15 protein-coding genes and 1 rRNA gene are annotated in these 14958 nt (G+C 42.8%); 5 read left to right on the forward strand and 11 right to left on the reverse strand.

All coding sequences use genetic code 11. The features are described 5' to 3' along the window. Together FB592_RS16325 and FB592_RS16330 are read right to left on the reverse strand one after the other, a co-directional pair. Window positions 1–70, reverse strand: a 16S ribosomal RNA gene (locus FB592_RS16325); the annotation flags it as partial. Window positions 71–364: 294 nt separating this feature from the next. Continuing rightward, complete coding sequence (locus tag FB592_RS16330; protein ID WP_003243727.1) at window positions 365–1249, reverse strand: nucleotidyltransferase-like protein; 885 nt, start codon at window positions 1247–1249, stop codon at window positions 365–367. A gap of 207 nt (window positions 1250–1456) precedes the next feature. On the opposite strand from FB592_RS16330, the gene FB592_RS16335 reads away from it, so the two are divergent. Next, complete coding sequence (locus FB592_RS16335; protein WP_014113119.1) at window positions 1457–1810, forward strand: YgzB family protein; 354 nt, start codon at window positions 1457–1459, stop codon at window positions 1808–1810. 34 nt (window positions 1811–1844) lie between these two features. On the opposite strand, the gene perR is transcribed toward FB592_RS16335, so the two are convergent. Continuing rightward, window positions 1845–2282 (reverse strand): peroxide-responsive transcriptional repressor PerR, encoded by a 438-nt coding sequence (perR, locus tag FB592_RS16340; RefSeq protein WP_003223285.1) that lies wholly within the window; start codon window positions 2280–2282, stop codon window positions 1845–1847. A 122-nt stretch (window positions 2283–2404) separates the two neighbouring features. Beyond that, window positions 2405–2878: a thioredoxin-dependent thiol peroxidase gene (bcp, locus tag FB592_RS16345; RefSeq protein ID WP_003233532.1), complete on the reverse strand. Its 474-nt coding sequence runs from the start codon at window positions 2876–2878 to the stop codon at window positions 2405–2407. 152 nt (window positions 2879–3030) lie between these two features. On the opposite strand from bcp, the gene FB592_RS16350 reads away from it, so the two are divergent. Both FB592_RS16350 and FB592_RS16355 read left to right on the forward strand, forming a co-directional pair. Continuing rightward, a complete protein-coding gene (locus tag FB592_RS16350) occupies window positions 3031–4320 on the forward strand; it encodes a glutamate-1-semialdehyde 2,1-aminomutase (RefSeq protein ID WP_015715541.1) in 1290 nt (429 codons plus the stop codon). 219 nt (window positions 4321–4539) lie between these two features. Continuing rightward, a complete protein-coding gene (locus FB592_RS16355; protein ID WP_003233537.1) occupies window positions 4540–5601 on the forward strand; it encodes an aromatic acid exporter family protein in 1062 nt (353 codons plus the stop codon). 77 nt (window positions 5602–5678) lie between these two features. On the opposite strand, the gene FB592_RS16360 is transcribed toward FB592_RS16355, so the two are convergent. From FB592_RS16360 to fabL, 5 genes are all read right to left on the reverse strand, one after another. Then, the gene (locus FB592_RS16360; RefSeq protein ID WP_009966836.1) at window positions 5679–7421 is read right to left on the reverse strand and encodes an ABC transporter ATP-binding protein; all 1743 of its coding nucleotides are present in this window, start codon (window positions 7419–7421) and stop codon (window positions 5679–5681) included. An 86-nt stretch (window positions 7422–7507) separates the two neighbouring features. After that, entirely contained in the window at window positions 7508–8038 is a 531-nt protein-coding gene (gene ntdP, locus FB592_RS16365) for a nucleoside tri-diphosphate phosphatase (RefSeq protein ID WP_003223272.1), read from the reverse strand. Between the two features lie 143 nt (window positions 8039–8181). Then, a complete protein-coding gene (locus FB592_RS16370; protein ID WP_031315502.1) occupies window positions 8182–8442 on the reverse strand; it encodes a YgaB family protein in 261 nt (86 codons plus the stop codon). Window positions 8443–8614: 172 nt separating this feature from the next. After that, on the reverse strand, window positions 8615–8869 hold the full coding sequence (gene sspE / locus FB592_RS16375; protein ID WP_014476214.1) for a gamma type acid-soluble spore protein SspE: 255 nt from the start codon (window positions 8867–8869) through the stop codon (window positions 8615–8617). Between the two features lie 68 nt (window positions 8870–8937). Beyond that, a complete protein-coding gene (fabL, locus tag FB592_RS16380) occupies window positions 8938–9690 on the reverse strand; it encodes an enoyl-[acyl-carrier-protein] reductase FabL (RefSeq protein ID WP_003223262.1) in 753 nt (250 codons plus the stop codon). An 81-nt stretch (window positions 9691–9771) separates the two neighbouring features. On the opposite strand from fabL, the gene FB592_RS16385 reads away from it, so the two are divergent. Further along, window positions 9772–9996: a hypothetical protein gene (locus tag FB592_RS16385; protein WP_003233542.1), complete on the forward strand. Its 225-nt coding sequence runs from the start codon at window positions 9772–9774 to the stop codon at window positions 9994–9996. Window positions 9997–10003: 7 nt separating this feature from the next. On the opposite strand, the gene mutY is transcribed toward FB592_RS16385, so the two are convergent. Next, window positions 10004–11113 carry an A/G-specific adenine glycosylase gene (mutY, locus tag FB592_RS16390; RefSeq protein WP_014479222.1) on the reverse strand — a complete coding sequence of 370 codons (1110 nt, stop codon included), beginning with the start codon at window positions 11111–11113 and terminating at the stop codon, window positions 10004–10006. Window positions 11114–11328: 215 nt separating this feature from the next. On the opposite strand from mutY, the gene FB592_RS16395 reads away from it, so the two are divergent. After that, a complete protein-coding gene (locus FB592_RS16395; protein WP_014476212.1) occupies window positions 11329–12312 on the forward strand; it encodes a metal-dependent hydrolase in 984 nt (327 codons plus the stop codon). On the opposite strand, the gene FB592_RS16400 is transcribed toward FB592_RS16395, so the two are convergent. Next, window positions 12305–14890 (reverse strand): YfhO family protein, encoded by a 2586-nt coding sequence (locus tag FB592_RS16400; protein ID WP_049140589.1) that lies wholly within the window; start codon window positions 14888–14890, stop codon window positions 12305–12307. The two genes, FB592_RS16395 and FB592_RS16400, sit on opposite strands and share 8 nt — an antisense overlap. Window positions 14891–14958 lie beyond the last annotated feature (68 nt).

A 14958-nucleotide genomic window follows, 5' to 3' on the forward strand; every position in this document is an offset into this window, starting at 1 on the left:
TCCGCTCGACTTGCATGTATTAGGCACGCCGCCAGCGTTCGTCCTGAGCCAGGATCAAACTCTCCGATAAATGGATCACAGGTTAAGTTCACCGCTTCCTGCGGCGACACCTGTGTGACCTGCGTCGTGCAGGCCCTAGTTTGACTGACTACGCACATCGCTGTGCGATTTTTTTAAAAACTGAATTAACAGGTACGTTTTGTCTTGTTTAGTTTTCAAAGATCATTTTCACTTCTTGTTGAAGCGACTTTATTAATATAACATTTTGACTTTCTTTTGTCAAATGTTTTTTTGATTTATTTTCCCGCCGCTGTGAGCTTGTTTTCTCAGAAGCGCATCAGCGACGTTTAATAATATAACACGGTCAAGAATCAGAGTCAACACCTTTTTTAAAAGAATATCCTCGGTGATAGACAGCCTGTCCTTTCGTTTCTATCTGGCAGACGTTGATAAGTCCCTTTTCTGTCAAGTAATCAAGCATAACGCCAAGATCTTGGGTAAAGTGCTTTAGGTCATGATGTTGAAGAAGCTCACCGAATTGCCAAATGTCTTTTTCTTTCATTACTTCGAAAAGATGCGCCGAACCGATCTCGGCTTTGGAATGGATGAGAAAATCATTTGCTAAGAATAATAATTCAAGTCTTTTTTCCAGGCTCTCGTGACTTTCAATCAGCTCGGAATATAACTTGTACACTTGCGGCTCCATCTGGCGCACTTGGCTCCACACCGTGGTTTCGGGATGGAATCCTCTGTCGATTACTTCAATACGTGCTAAATGATGCAGCGCATGAACAACGGCGTTGTAGGCATCTAAAAATTGATTGGCTTCAAAAAAAGCTTTCCCTTCAACATACCTTCTGATTAATTTGCCGTATTCGAGTCCGATCTTCAGTTTACGTTCGGCAAACGGAAATGTATTCAGCCTGTCAATCAGTTCAACTACGTATTCATTACGGTCAAACAAAACTCTGCCATTTACAATCCAATCTATGATTCTTCTATTTGTTCCGAGCAAAATCCATTCTTGAATCTGAGAATCTGTTACCACATGCAAAGAAGCTGTTTGATGATCAAATTCATAATGCTTTATAAAAACTGGCTCATCAGCATCCTTTACAATCACCAGCAAAGCTGCATCAAAGTTATCTGTTAAGGAAGATGTTTTGTTTCTTCTCTCAATCATAATGACAGCCAATGTGTTGGGATGACTTGCTCTTTCTTGGTAAATTGGACGGAGAAGATTTTCCATCACTATTCCTCCAATGCAATTGTTCAAATTTTTTTATTCTCTATTTGATTCAATTCTATGGTTAAAACGAAATTCCTTTTTTCTAAACACATTGAACTATTATAAACAATTTCACAGTAACTCTCCATATGTAAATTCCAGTTCAACCGAAAACATGAAGAAAATCCCATCGGGTTTGTGCTATAGTTAAATCAGAGGGGGATGGACATGGCGAAATACTCCAGCAAAATTAATAAAATCAGAACATTTGCGTTAAGTTTGGTTTTCGTTGGGTTTATCATTATGTACATCGGGATCTTTTTCAAAGAGTCAGTTTTGCTATCTAGTTTGTTTATGATACTTGGACTTTTATCCATCGGTCTCAGCACGGTTGTTTACTTTTGGATCGGAATGCTTTCGACCAAAGCGGTTCGCGTCATTTGTCCGGGCTGTGAAAAAGAGACAAAGGTTTTAGGAAGAGTCGATATGTGCATGCATTGCCGAGAGCCGCTGACTTTAGATAAGGGATTAGAAGGAAAAGAATTTGATGAGTCTTATAATAAAAAGAAAATGTCGAAATAAAATAAGCTGACCGTTTCGTGCGGTCAGCTTATTTTTAATGATTTTCTTTTTTCGAACACTCTTGGCAGACGCCGTAAATTTCTAAACGGTGGTGGCTTACCTTGAAGCCCGTGACGTGGGCAGCGAGCTGCTCCACTTCATCAAGGCCCGGGTAGTGGAAGTCCACAATTTTACCGCAGTTTTCGCAAATCGCGTGATAGTGATCAGATGTCACAAAATCGAATCTGCTGGAAGCATCACCGTATGTGAGCTCTTTTACCAAACCTGATTCCCGGAACACACGCAAATTGTTATATACTGTCGCTACGCTCATGTTAGGAAATTTCCCTTCCAGAGCTTTATATATATCGTCCGCTGTTGGATGAGCCATAGAGTTAACGAGATATTCCAGAATCGCATGACGTTGAGGAGTAATGCGAACTCCGGTTTCCTTCAACGTTTCTAAGGCTTCTTTTAGTTCATGTGCAGCCATCCGTCATGCACCTCTCTTCTAAAAAAAATTCTTACATTGTAATGTTTATAATTAGTGTAACTCTTTCTACGATAATTTGTCAATTGATATCAGGGTAAAAGTAAGCATAGCATCATAGAGACTTACTTTTCCGACATATCTTTGAGGGTTTGAAGCGCTTCGGCTACATGGTCCTTTACTTTTACTTTTCTCCATTCTTTAATGAGCCGGCCTTCTTTATCAATTAAAAAAGTGGAACGCTCGATTCCCATATACTCTTTTCCGAAGTTTTTCTTCAGCTTCCACACATCAAACGCTTCCGCCAGCTTATGCTCGTCATCAACAAGAAGCAGAAATGGAAGGTTATGCTTCTCTTTAAATTTTCCGTGTTTTTCCTGGCTGTCCGGGCTGACGCCGATAATGACGGCATCCAGTTCGGCGAAGCTTTCGTGACTGTCCCGAAAATCGCATGCTTCAGTTGTACATCCCGGTGTCATGTCCTTTGGATAAAAATAAAGCACGATGTACTTTCCTTTATAATCCGATAATTTTACTGTTTCCCCATGATCGCCTTTTAACTCAAGATCAGGCGCTTTTTGTCCGATTTCTATAGTCATTACGTTACCTCCGGATGTTTTTTTATTAAGCGTATCCAATTCTTGTCCAGATTACAACCATCTCAGCTGAATCTGAAGCCCGAAGCCATTGTTCTTGTTCGGAAGCATGCTACAATAGAAAGGACGCATGGAGATATAGGAGGTTTTTATTCTTGCATACAAAATCAATTGAACTTCACAATGAGGCATTACAGCACATTGTCGGCGGGGTAAACAGCCCGTCTAGATCATATAAAGCAGTCGGCGGCGGTTCTCCTGTTGCAATGGAGAAAGCAAGCGGCGCTTATTTTTGGGATGTGGACGGCAACAAATACATCGATTATTTAGCGGCGTACGGTCCGATTATTACAGGACATGCCCACCCGCATATTACAGAAGCGATTAAAAAAGCGGCAGAGAACGGTGTATTGTATGGAACACCAACGAAACACGAGGTTACATTTGCAAAGATGCTCAAAGAAGCCATTCCCGCTATGGACAAAGTAAGATTCGTCAATTCGGGTACAGAAGCCGTTATGACGACCATCCGCGTGGCTCGCGCATATACAGGCCGGACAAAAATCATTAAATTTGCGGGCTGCTATCACGGGCATTCGGACCTTGTGCTTGTCGCCGCAGGCTCCGGCCCGTCTACTCTCGGCACACCAGACTCAGCCGGTGTACCGAAAAGCATTGCAAACGAAGTGATCACAGTACCATTTAATGATATCGATAGCTATAAAGCAGCTCTTGATAAATGGGGCAGTGAAATCGCGGCGGTTCTCGTTGAACCGATTGTCGGCAACTTCGGTATCGTCGAGCCGAAAGAGGGCTTCTTAGAAAAAGTAAATGAATTGACACATAATGCAGGCGCTCTCGTTATTTACGATGAAGTCATTACGGCTTTCCGCTTTATGTATGGCGGCGCTCAGGATCTCTTACAGGTGAAACCAGATTTAACAGCACTCGGGAAAATTATCGGCGGTGGACTTCCGATTGGCGCCTATGGCGGCAAACAAGAAATCATGGAGCAGGTAGCTCCGCTAGGGCCTGCTTATCAGGCAGGAACAATGGCAGGGAACCCCGCTTCCATCCTATCAGGCATCGCTTGTCTGGAAGTGCTCAAAGAAAAAGGCGTGTATGAAAAGCTTGATCACCTTGGCGCTATGCTTGAGGAGGGTATTTTGAAGCACGCAGAAACACACGGCATCACCATTACGGTCAACCGGTTAAAAGGTGCGCTCACGGTATACTTCTCTGATGAGAAAGTGGAAAATTACGAGCAGGCTGAACGGAGTGACGGAGAAACATTCGCTACGTTTTTCAAGCTGATGCTGGAACGCGGAATTAATTTAGCACCTTCTAAGTATGAAGCTTGGTTTATTACCACAGCACATACAGAGCAGGATATTAAAGACACGCTTGCAGCGGTCGAGGATGCTTTTAAACATCTTAAAAACTAGAATCAGATACTTTGAACAGGAGCTTTGGGCTCCTGTTTTTTTATGGAATCAAACAACGTGTAAGATTTTGGTCTTTTTCTAGAAAAATAGCTTGAATATTTGTATCGATCCCTGTATATTACTTAATTGTTTAGCAAATAAACTAACCGGGAATTTTAAGGATTAGCCCATTTGCTATGTCACACAATTTACTATAGAAAGGAATGCACGCACAAACCAATGAAACTTGGTGCCCGCATTTTCAAAACCGGGATTGCGATTACACTTGCTCTTTATTTGGCTTCGTGGATCGGGCTTCCCGCGCCGATTTTCGCTGGAATTGCAGCGATATTTGCGATCCAGCCGTCGATTTACCGCTCTTTTCTCATTATTATTGACCAGGTTCAAGCAAATATCATCGGAGCTGTGATTGCCACAGTGTTCGGCCTTATTTTCGGACCCAGCCCGATTATGATCGGGTTAACAGCAGTTATTGTCATTACAATCATGCTGAAACTTAAAATTGAACATACAATTTCAATTGCTCTTGTAACAGTCATTGCGATATTAGAATCTGCCGGTGACGACTTTTTAATGTTCGCGCTGATCAGAACAAGCACAGTCATCTTAGGGGTGCTTTCTTCCTTTATCGTCAACCTTGTGTTTTTGCCTCCTAAGTACGAAACAAAACTGATTCATAATACCGTCGAAAACACCGAAGAAATTATGAAGTGGATCAGATTGTCCATGCGGCAGTCGACAGAGCATTCGATTTTGAAAGAGGATATTGAAAAACTGAAAGAAAAAATGATCAAGCTTGATCAGACATATCTTCTATATAAAGAAGAAAGAAGTTACTTTAAGAAAACGACTTATGTGAAATCAAGAAAGCTTGTCCTGTTCAGACAGGCCATTATTACTGCAAATCGGGCGCTTGATACATTGAAGAAGCTGCATCGTCTGGAAAACGAGATCTATCATATGCCGGAAGAGTTTCAGGAAACATTGACTGAAGAACTTGATTACCTGCTTTACTGGCACGAACGGATTTTGATGAGGTTTGTCGGAAAAATCAAGCCGCATGATGACGCGGTTGAAGAAGGCATCCGGTATAAGCAGCTTTTAACAAAGTCATTTTTAAAAAATCAGCAGAATACGGATGAGGAGCTTATTGATTACAACATGCTCAATATTATGGCAAGCGCCGTGGAATATCGCGAGCAGCTTGAACATTTAGAAACACTTATCACAAGTTTTCAAACGTATCATCCGAAAGACTGCGAAATAGAAACAGAAGAGTAACCCGGTTAAACAGCCGGGTTTTTTTTATATACAAAAAAATCTTATATCCTTCGTTAAAAGGATATAAGATTGATGTTTTAGTTCAAATTTTGAATGGTAAATAAGTGCTTGTACTGGCTCTCATAGTCCATGAGTTCATCATGGGTTCCGATTTCAATGATTGTGCCGTTTTCCATGACAACAATCTTATCCGCATGGGTGATTGTCGATAAACGGTGGGCGACAACAAAAGTTGTTCTATCCTTCGCCAGTTTGTCCATTGCTTCTTGAATGTAATGCTCACTTTCCAAATCCAGAGCTGATGTAGCTTCATCTAAAATGAGGAGCGGCGGATTTTTCAGGAATACCCGCGCAATTGAGATCCGCTGCTTTTGTCCGCCTGAAAGCTTAACGCCACGTTCTCCCACCCGGGTCTCATATCCTTCTGGAAAACTCATGATAAATTCATGGGCATTTGCAGCTTTGGCGGCTTCGATTATCTCTTCAAGTGTGGCATCAGGCTTGCCGATCGCGATATTTTCCCGAATCGTTTCACTAAATAAAAAGGTATCCTGAAGCACCATACCAACCTGGTTGCGAAGGCTTCTTGCTTCATAATCGCGAATATCCGTCCCATCAATCAGCAGTCTGCCGCTTGTTACATCATAAAATCTTGGGATCAGGCTGACGAGCGTTGATTTTCCTCCTCCGCTCATGCCGACGAGAGCTACAGTTTCTCCTCTATTTACTTTTAAGGATACATCATGAAGAATATTTTCTTTGTCCTTCTCATATTGAAACGAAACGTTTTGAAACTCCACTCCTCCGCGAATCTGATCGGCCTTTATCGCATTTGGTTTGTCAGTGAGTTCATAGGGCTCGTCAATAAATTCAAATACCCTGTCCATTGATGCGATTGACTGTGTCAAAGTTGTAGAGGAATTGATCAGCCTTCTAACAGGGTTGTACATTCTGTCAATATATCCGACAAACGCGACCATTGTTCCGACTGTCAGCGGTCCATTAATGACAAAATACCCGGCGCACGCTATGACGATGAGCGGCGCCAAATCTGTAATGGTATTAACGACCGCAAAGGTTTTGGCGTTCCAATTCGTGTGTCGGATGGCTTTATCTAAGAAATGACCGTTTTTCTCATTAAATTGAGCCTGTTCATGATCTTCTATCGCAAAGCTTCTGATGACAGGCATGCCTTGAATGCGTTCGTGCAAATGCCCCTGCACTTGAGCAAGAGCCTGTGAGCGCTCCCTTGTCAGCTTTCGTAAACGGCCGTAAAAATACTTCACTGATATTCCGTATAATGGGAATAATACGATAGAGATCAGCGTTAATTTAACGTCCAGTGTGAGCATGATCGAGATTACAATCAAAATCGTCAGCATATCGAGCCATATATTCATCAGCCCTGTGATGACGAAATCCTTTGTTTGTTCTACATCATTAATCACTCGGGAAATGACTTCCCCTGTTCTTGTATTCGCGTAAAAACGCAGGCTCAGTTTTTGTATATGGTCAAACAGCTTAGCTCTTATATCATAAAGCACCTTGCTGGCAGTCCACTGGGCAAAATATTGCCGGTAATATTCAACAGGCGGGCGCAAAATTAAAAATAAGGCGAACATGATCGCCATAATCGTGAACAATGACGTTGTTTTGTCACTAGCCGTGCCGCCTCCTTGAATAATGTCGTCAACTACGTACTTCAGAAGCAATGGGAGAGCAAGCGGAATGGAGAATTTTACGATCCCGATTAACACTGTAACGAAAATTTGCTTCTTATAAGGTTTGACGAATTGCATGTAGCGTTTCATAACCCCCACGTTGATTCCCCCTCTCTCTTTATCATGATGTGTGTGAGCCCATGTGAAAAACCTGTTGTACCCCGCAACAGGTTTTTACGTAACCATTATTTTGTGTAGCGCAAATACCGTTCATACCACATATCGACAAACTCGGGCGCAAACGGTCCCTGACGCTGGTGAATCCAATGGAGCAGCGTATTTAAGTAGTCTCTTAAAATACTGTCGATTTCTTTTGGATAATTCATGGCTTTCCGATGATCATCATATTCGTCTTCATCGAGAATATTGTAGGTCATGTCAGGAAAAACCTTAACATCTAAGTCATAATCAATATATTTAATTGCTTCGCCATCATAGGCAAACGGAGAACTGATGTTGCAATAATAATGAACCCCGTCTTCCCTCAGCATCCCGATGACATTAAACCATTGTCTTGCGTGAAAATAACAGATTGCGGGCTCTCTGGTTATCCATGTCCGGCCGTCTGATTCGGTTACCATCGTCCGGTCATTGGCTCCGATGACACACATTTCTGTACTTTTTAAGATTGTTGTCTCATTCCAAATTCTATGAATCAGCCCGTTGTGCTTATAGCTGTGAATTTGAATGGTTTCTCCTTCCTTGGGATAGCCCATATTTCTCCCCTACTTTCTATAAAGCCCTACAGTTAGTATGTCCAAATTTGCTTACCGACAACGTCTTTTACCTATTATAACGTTACAAATTGAAAAATGAAAATAAAAGAGCCATTCCGGCCGGGGAATGGCACATTCCTGCACTACACAAAGGAAGACGGCTTTTCTGAGCTGCGATATGAACGAATGACCTGCTCTGTCTGCTTTTGAAACATATCCTGTATATCGGCAAGGTGTTTCCGTTTTACCGCAATTTCAGCCTGAATCCCACGCAGCTTTGCATCCCTTTCCAAATGCCGGAGTTCCGCCTCAATTTGTTTGCAGCGGTCGAGCTCTGATTGGAGATCGAGAAGCTTATCCATCGTTTTCATCTGTTCACTTACCAGCTTTTCAAATTCCGTCATCGGTTCCTCCTTCAGCCTGATGAAAGTATAAACATTTCCTCCTTTAATCATTTCGATCTCCATAAAGCAAACCCTTTGACTCATTCTGTAGACCTTCCACAAGTTTTGTCGTTTTTCAAACAGAAAAAAGCACTTCCACCCGAAGATGAAGTGCTTTTTTCTGTTTCAGTGATTAGCTGTTTTGTTGTTTGTTTTGTTCAGCAGATTGGTTTTGCTGTCTTACCTGCTGTACGTCAGTTTCACTAGCGAATTCAGTGCCGAATTGACCTTGTTGGCCAGCTGATTGCTGGTTTTGTTTTCTGACTTGCTGAGCGTTTGTTTCGCTAGCAAATTCAGTGCCAAATTGACCTTGACCAGCAGCTGATTGTTGGTTTTGTTTTCTAACTTGTTGAGCGTTTGTTTTGCTGAAGTTATTTGAGTTAGCCATTGTTATCACCTCCACGGTCATTAGAATGTGCAGGTGATCGTATAGCTATTCCTCTTTTTTAAAAATTTTTAAACGAGCAGTGAGCGTCCGCCGTCAACGATAATTGTCTGTCCGCGGATCATGTCAGCCTTGGAAGACACTAGAAACTCCACAGTATCAACCATGTCTTTAATTTCGACCATGCGTCCCGCCGGCGTATTTTGGCGCGCATCCTCAAGCAGATCTTCTCTATTCGGGAAGTGCTTCAGCGCATCTGTGTCGATCGCTCCGCCTGAAACAGCATTGACGATAATTTGTTTTGGTGAAAGCTCAACGGCAAGATAACGGGTTAAAGCCTCTAACGCTGCTTTTGATACACCGACCGTGGTGTAGTTTTCAAGATAGCGGATAGAGCCTAATGAACTGATGCTGACAATATGTCCGCCACCGTTCTTCTCCATTAGCTTGGCAGCTTCCTGAGCGCAGAAAAGCAATGCTTTCGCATTAATGTTCATCGTCCAGTCCCAGTGTGTTTCTTCTAATTCCATGACAGGTCTTAGTACTCCTGATGCGGCATTATTGACAAAAACATCAAGTCTGCCGAACGTTTCATCAATTTGCTGAAACATTTCTTTGATTTTTGCAGGCTGTCCTACGTTTGCTTTTACGACAAGAACTTTAACGCCAAGCTTTTCGATTTCTTCCGCTGTTTCTAATGCTGCTTTTTTGCTGCGTGCATAGTTAATGACGATGTTATAGCCGTTCTCAGCAAGTCTGATCGCGGCCGCTTTTCCGACACCGCGGCTGCTTCCTGTTACGAGTGCACATTTATTTTGTTCCATTTTTCCTCATCTCCTTGTAGCGTATAGTTCTTTTATTTCCACAAACAATAATGGCAAGAACTTTAAAGGGGGTCTTCTGTTATGTATGTCGGACGTGATATGAGCGAATTGAACATGGTTTCCAAAAAAGATTGGAAGAACAGTGAACTCGCTTATTTTCATCATGCCTTTCAGCAAATTATGCCTTATTTGAACGAAGAAGGCCAATCAAAATACCGGGAGTTAACGCAAGAAATTGAAGCGCGCGGCGGAATGAAGCGCAATGAAGCGGACTACAGCCACGGCACGCGCGTCTCTTACGATTAAGAATGGTTTACGGAGCAGCCGAGATGGCGGCTGCTTCTACTGCCATCTTCCAGATTTTTTGATGTGACACCGGGAACGCAAATTGTTCGAGCTCTTCTTTCGTTACTTTTTTCAGCTTGCTGGTATCCGACACTTGTTTTACTTTACCGAAAAACACTGAAATATTCCATACCAGGTGGGTGAAAACATGCTCGACTACACCTTGCAGATCACTGATATCAGCTTGTATGCCATATTCGTTTTCTAAGAAAGCAATGAGCTGTTCACGCTCAGTTTTGATCCCTTTTTGTGTTTCAAGATTAGGGAATTCCCACAGGTTGGCGAGCAAACCTTTAGACGGCCGTTTGTGGATATACACTTGTCCGTCTTCATCAGTCAGTACGATCGCGGCCATGGTTTTGATCCCGGGCTTTTTCTTTTTGCTTTTTACCGGAAGCTCCCGTTCAGTGCCTTCTTCAAATGCTGAGCAATGCTGCTGAACCGGGCATAGCAGGCATGAGGGTGATTTTGGCGTACAGATCAAGGCTCCAAGCTCCATCAAGCCCTGATTAAATTCAGATGGTTTTTCTTTGGAAATAAAAGCTCGTATGGCGTCTTCAAAGATCGTTCTTGTTTTTGGTTTGGCAATATCATCCCAAATAGAAAGAATTCTGGACATGACACGCATCACATTTCCGTCAACTGCGGGAATGGGTTTATTGTAGGCAATGCTGAGCACCGCTCCCTTTGTATAAGGGCCGACGCCTTTTAACCCGCCAAAATCTTTCTCGTCTGGAGGGACAATGCCGCCGTATTCCTGTTTCACTTCTTTTACCGCGCTTTGCAGGTTTCTAACTCGCGAATAATAGCCGAGCCCTTCCCATGCTTTGAGCACCTTTTCTTCATCAGCATCAGCGAGCGCTTCCACTGTCGGGAATTGTTCCACAAACCGGAGAAAGTAAGGAATCACTGTCTCTACTCTCGTTTGCTGTAGCATCACTTCAGATACCCACACCTTATATGGATCTTGGTCCTCTCTCCACGGCAGAACGCGCTGCTCTCGTTCAAACCATGAGATTAAATCATCGCGAAATTGCTGTATGTCTTTTTGTTTTAATTTGTCTTCAAGTACGTTCATATGTGTTTCTCCCCAGTCTTTCGCGCCCCGCTTTTCTTTAGACTGTTTTTTGTTGTACACTAAGGGCACAGTACGATAATATGTTACATTAAATAGTAATAAAGAAAAAGCGGAAACATATGAGAACGATTGAATCAGTTTAAAAATTGGGTATATGAAAATGGGGAATTTCTTACAAAGTGAATGTGCAGGATCATCCTGCAAGGAGGTCACCTATGGATACGGGCACACATGTCGTTATGGGCATCGCACTGGGCGGTATTGCGACGCTTGATCCTGTTGTCGGATCAGATCCGGCAATGGCTCACGCTGTTATGATCGCAACGCTTGCGGGCTCTCAGGCTCCGGATATTGATACTGTGTTAAAGCTTAAAAACAATGCTGTTTATATAAGGAATCACAGAGGATTTACCCATTCAATTCCCGCCGTTTTGTTTTGGTCTGTCATCATCCCGGCGATTCTGTATTTATTTTATCCTCAGGCCGATTTTCTGCACCTGTGGCTGTGGACACTGCTGGCAGTCGTTCTGCATGTCTTTGTTGATATATTCAACGCCTATGGAACACAAGCCATTCGTCCGTTTTCGAAAAAATGGGTTGCGCTCGGGCTGATTAATACGTTTGATCCGTTTATTTTTATCAGCCATCTGGCAGCTATCGCGATTTGGTATGCAGGCGGGAGTCCCGGCATCACGTTTCTCAGCTTATATATCATATTGGCAGGCTATTATTTGGTGCGCCTGATCATGCAGCTGAGAATTAAACGGAAGCTTCATGAGATGATTCATGATGAGATCGAAAGCATTATTATTTCTCCAACGATGAAATTCAGGCAATGGCGAATCGCAGTGACGACAGCACATGCTTTCTATGTAGGAAGAAGCATGGAAGGACATGTCGTGATTCTGGATACATTTAATCGGGTGCCTGTTCCTGAAACCGATGTAATGCATGCGGCAAAGCAGGATGATAACATCGCGGCGTTTCTGTCCTTTTCTCCGGTTTACCGGTGGGAAGTGGATACGTTTAAAGATCATTATGAGGTGAGATTTATCGACCTGCGTTATCGGAGCAAAGGCCATTATCCGTTTGTCGCGATTGTTCATATCGGCCATGATCTCACGATCCGTTCGTCCTATACGGGATGGATATTCAGCGAAGAAAAACTTCAGAAAAAATTAAAGCTCGGCTCTATATAGAGCCGGGCTTTTTACGTCTTATATAGAAAACAGCAAGCAGCAGACTGACGAGAGATATGATCGCCGATATTTTGAAGTATGGCGGATAGTAAGTCAGCTCAATGTGATTGTCTCCCTTTTGCGCCTTGAAGCCTATAAAAGCATAATCCGCTTTTTCGATCTTCTGTGTTTTTCCGTTGATCTTCAGCTCCCAGCCTTTTTCATATGGGATCGGAAGCATGATGTACTGGTCTTTTGACAGATGATAGGCAAAGGTCAGTCGATTTTTGTTCCAATTCAGTTTGTCTGCTTTCTCTGTTTTATTTTGCATTACAGCGTTTTTCAGCGTTTGGTAATTTTCTTCATAGAGCGCTAAGTTTCTCAGCTCATAGGTTCCTTTCGGAAGATTGATTGAGATATGGCCTGATTTAGGCACTCTTACCGTTATATTATTTACTCCGGTTTTATATATCGATTTGTTCGATTTCCTTGTTGTGACATAATCATTTACCTTTAACGTAAATCCTCTGTCTTTTGCTTTGCTTTTCAAATAAAAGCTGACATAGTAGTCTCCCGGAGCGGATGATGGCTGTTTCGGGGTGATGATCAGCTCTCCTCCGTTTTCTCCAGTTACGGTTAGCAGCCCGTTTTGATACTGGGCTTGTTTTGCGGTAATGTCCGACTTGGTGATCATATTGGACGGTTTTGGTGTCTGCTCCGTTTTTCCTGATGGATCTTTTAATATGATTCCTTTCAACATCGCCTGTTCTTTCGCAAGAGCGGGCAATCGGTCCAGCTCACTTTCGCTGTATATGGCATCCGCTGTTTTGACGAATGGAAGCATGTACTGATTCTCATAAACTGCATAATGCTCTGTTTCTAAATGCTTTTTGAAGCCGTACGGAACGCTGGCTTCGTTTGTTTTTTCGGTCATATAATATTTGCCGTAAAGCAGGCTGTATAAATTCGCCCTGTCTCCCAATGACGCGTAACGGCTGACGCTTTCCCTGCCCATATCGATGCTTAAATCATTCCAATAGAAGGCCAGCAGATCTTTGTTTAAAATGCTGGAATAGGCGCTGAAGCCATTAAACCCGTAAATGATTGGCGTATTATTGCGGACCCCGTTCATCCAGTCGATTCTCATGAGCGGATCATCGTTTTCCTTCTGTAAACGTCTGATGAGCTCAGATGATTCCCGCCCTCTGTATTCCTCACTTGTAAGATATTCTTTTGTCACACTATCCAAATCGCCGCCTTCTGAGAGCGCGTATTTTTGATAGGAGTTGGCGACAAACAGCGAAGAAAGAATGATTATACCGTACACAGCCATTTTTGCCCGTTTTTTCGCAAAAGCTGCAGCAAACAAGGCTGCGATTGTCATGAGTAAGAGCAATAGAATACTTTCATTCGCAGGCTTCCATATATCGAGCTTATACCTTTGAATATGATACAAGTAAAGAAGCAGGACGACAGCTGCGGCCGGGAGCAGTTCTTTCCGTTTCAATTCAGACAGCTGTGACAAACCAGCCGCAGCTGCTCCCGCAATGGTAAAGGCCAGAATATATTCAAACCGGTTTTGCGGGGCGGAAAAACCGTTAAAGACGCTTGCCGCATACGGACTGAAATGAAACAGAATAAACAGCAGGCTCAACCCGGCAAAGAGACGAAACACACGGTTTTTGTAAAAAGAAATCATAAACAAAAACAGCAGAAAAGCGGCCGGCACAATGATGATCCGGCTCGAAAATAAGATATTATCATCGAAATTGAGCCACTCTATTTTCTGGCTGTATGGAGGGCGCAGGTTGTTTAAAAAACCGTATACTACCGGCACAAACGCCGCCGCACTGATGCCAAAAGAAATGAAGCCTGAAACGAGAAATAATCTGATTTGAATCCATCTTTTCTCTTCATGTGGTTCCAAACTAATCAGCCATCTGAACAGCACATAGATTCCGATGAATATAAGGTTTATGTATGCAAAGTAAAAATTGTTGATTAACGTCAGCGAACACGCAACGATAAACCACGCCGGACGCCGCTCTCTAATAATTTTTTCTGCGCCAAGCACAAGCAGCGGAAGCCAAACCATTGTATCGGTGAAAAATTCCCAATACGCTTCGTGACGGAAATAAATAATTGAGACGCCGTATAACACGGCTCCCGTGAACGATGCCGCCCTGTGCTTAATAAGATAATGAAAAACAGAAGCGGACGTAAAGATGATCAAGCTCAATTTGAAAATACTGATAAAAACAGCTGACTCAGCCCAAAAAAGCGTATCCGCTTCTCCGATCAGCTGGACGGCTTGAAGCATCCAAACAGCGGCGGATACAGCAAGAAAAAGAAAAGACGCAGAAAAATAATAGCCGAGCTGACTGAATGTGCCGCCGCCAAGTCCGAATGAATAATTGTAGAAAAAATTCCCGTGTGTATATTGGTCAAATAATAATTTTTTAAATACGATCATTTGCGCAAGCCCGTCACCCGGACCTGTCATATACCTGCCTTCCGCCCATTCTTTCACAAAAAAAGCGTGTGCCAGAACGGACACCAGCAAACTGGCCGCATAGATCATGATATGTTTTCTTTTCATATGAATTCTCCAGTCTTGCTTTTAAGATAATAGACACGCAAAAAAAGCACTGCCAATGGCGCTTGGTA

It is taken from the genome of Bacillus sp. SJZ110 (assembly GCF_006715455.1).
In the GTDB taxonomy this organism is placed as follows: domain Bacteria; phylum Bacillota; class Bacilli; order Bacillales; family Bacillaceae; genus Bacillus; species Bacillus subtilis.

Excerpts from the sequence above, each read along its gene's own strand:
- FB592_RS16330 (WP_003243727.1), bottom strand. The coding sequence starts at position 1,249 with ATGGAAAATCTTCTCCGTCCAATTTACCAAGAAAGAGCAAGTCATCCC.
- FB592_RS16335 (WP_014113119.1), top strand. The coding sequence starts at position 1,457 with ATGGCGAAATACTCCAGCAAAATTAATAAAATCAGAACATTTGCGTTA.
- perR (WP_003223285.1), bottom strand. The coding sequence starts at position 2,282 with ATGGCTGCACATGAACTAAAAGAAGCCTTAGAAACGTTGAAGGAAACC.
- bcp (WP_003233532.1), bottom strand. The coding sequence starts at position 2,878 with ATGACTATAGAAATCGGACAAAAAGCGCCTGATCTTGAGTTAAAAGGC.
- FB592_RS16355 (WP_003233537.1), top strand. The coding sequence starts at position 4,540 with ATGAAACTTGGTGCCCGCATTTTCAAAACCGGGATTGCGATTACACTT.
- ntdP (WP_003223272.1), bottom strand. The coding sequence starts at position 8,038 with ATGGGCTATCCCAAGGAAGGAGAAACCATTCAAATTCACAGCTATAAG.
- FB592_RS16370 (WP_031315502.1), bottom strand. The coding sequence starts at position 8,442 with ATGACGGAATTTGAAAAGCTGGTAAGTGAACAGATGAAAACGATGGAT.
- sspE (WP_014476214.1), bottom strand. The coding sequence starts at position 8,869 with ATGGCTAACTCAAATAACTTCAGCAAAACAAACGCTCAACAAGTTAGA.
- fabL (WP_003223262.1), bottom strand. The coding sequence starts at position 9,690 with ATGGAACAAAATAAATGTGCACTCGTAACAGGAAGCAGCCGCGGTGTC.
- FB592_RS16385 (WP_003233542.1), top strand. The coding sequence starts at position 9,772 with ATGTATGTCGGACGTGATATGAGCGAATTGAACATGGTTTCCAAAAAA.
- mutY (WP_014479222.1), bottom strand. The coding sequence starts at position 11,113 with ATGAACGTACTTGAAGACAAATTAAAACAAAAAGACATACAGCAATTT.
- FB592_RS16395 (WP_014476212.1), top strand. The coding sequence starts at position 11,329 with ATGGATACGGGCACACATGTCGTTATGGGCATCGCACTGGGCGGTATT.
- FB592_RS16400 (WP_049140589.1), bottom strand. The coding sequence starts at position 14,890 with ATGAAAAGAAAACATATCATGATCTATGCGGCCAGTTTGCTGGTGTCC.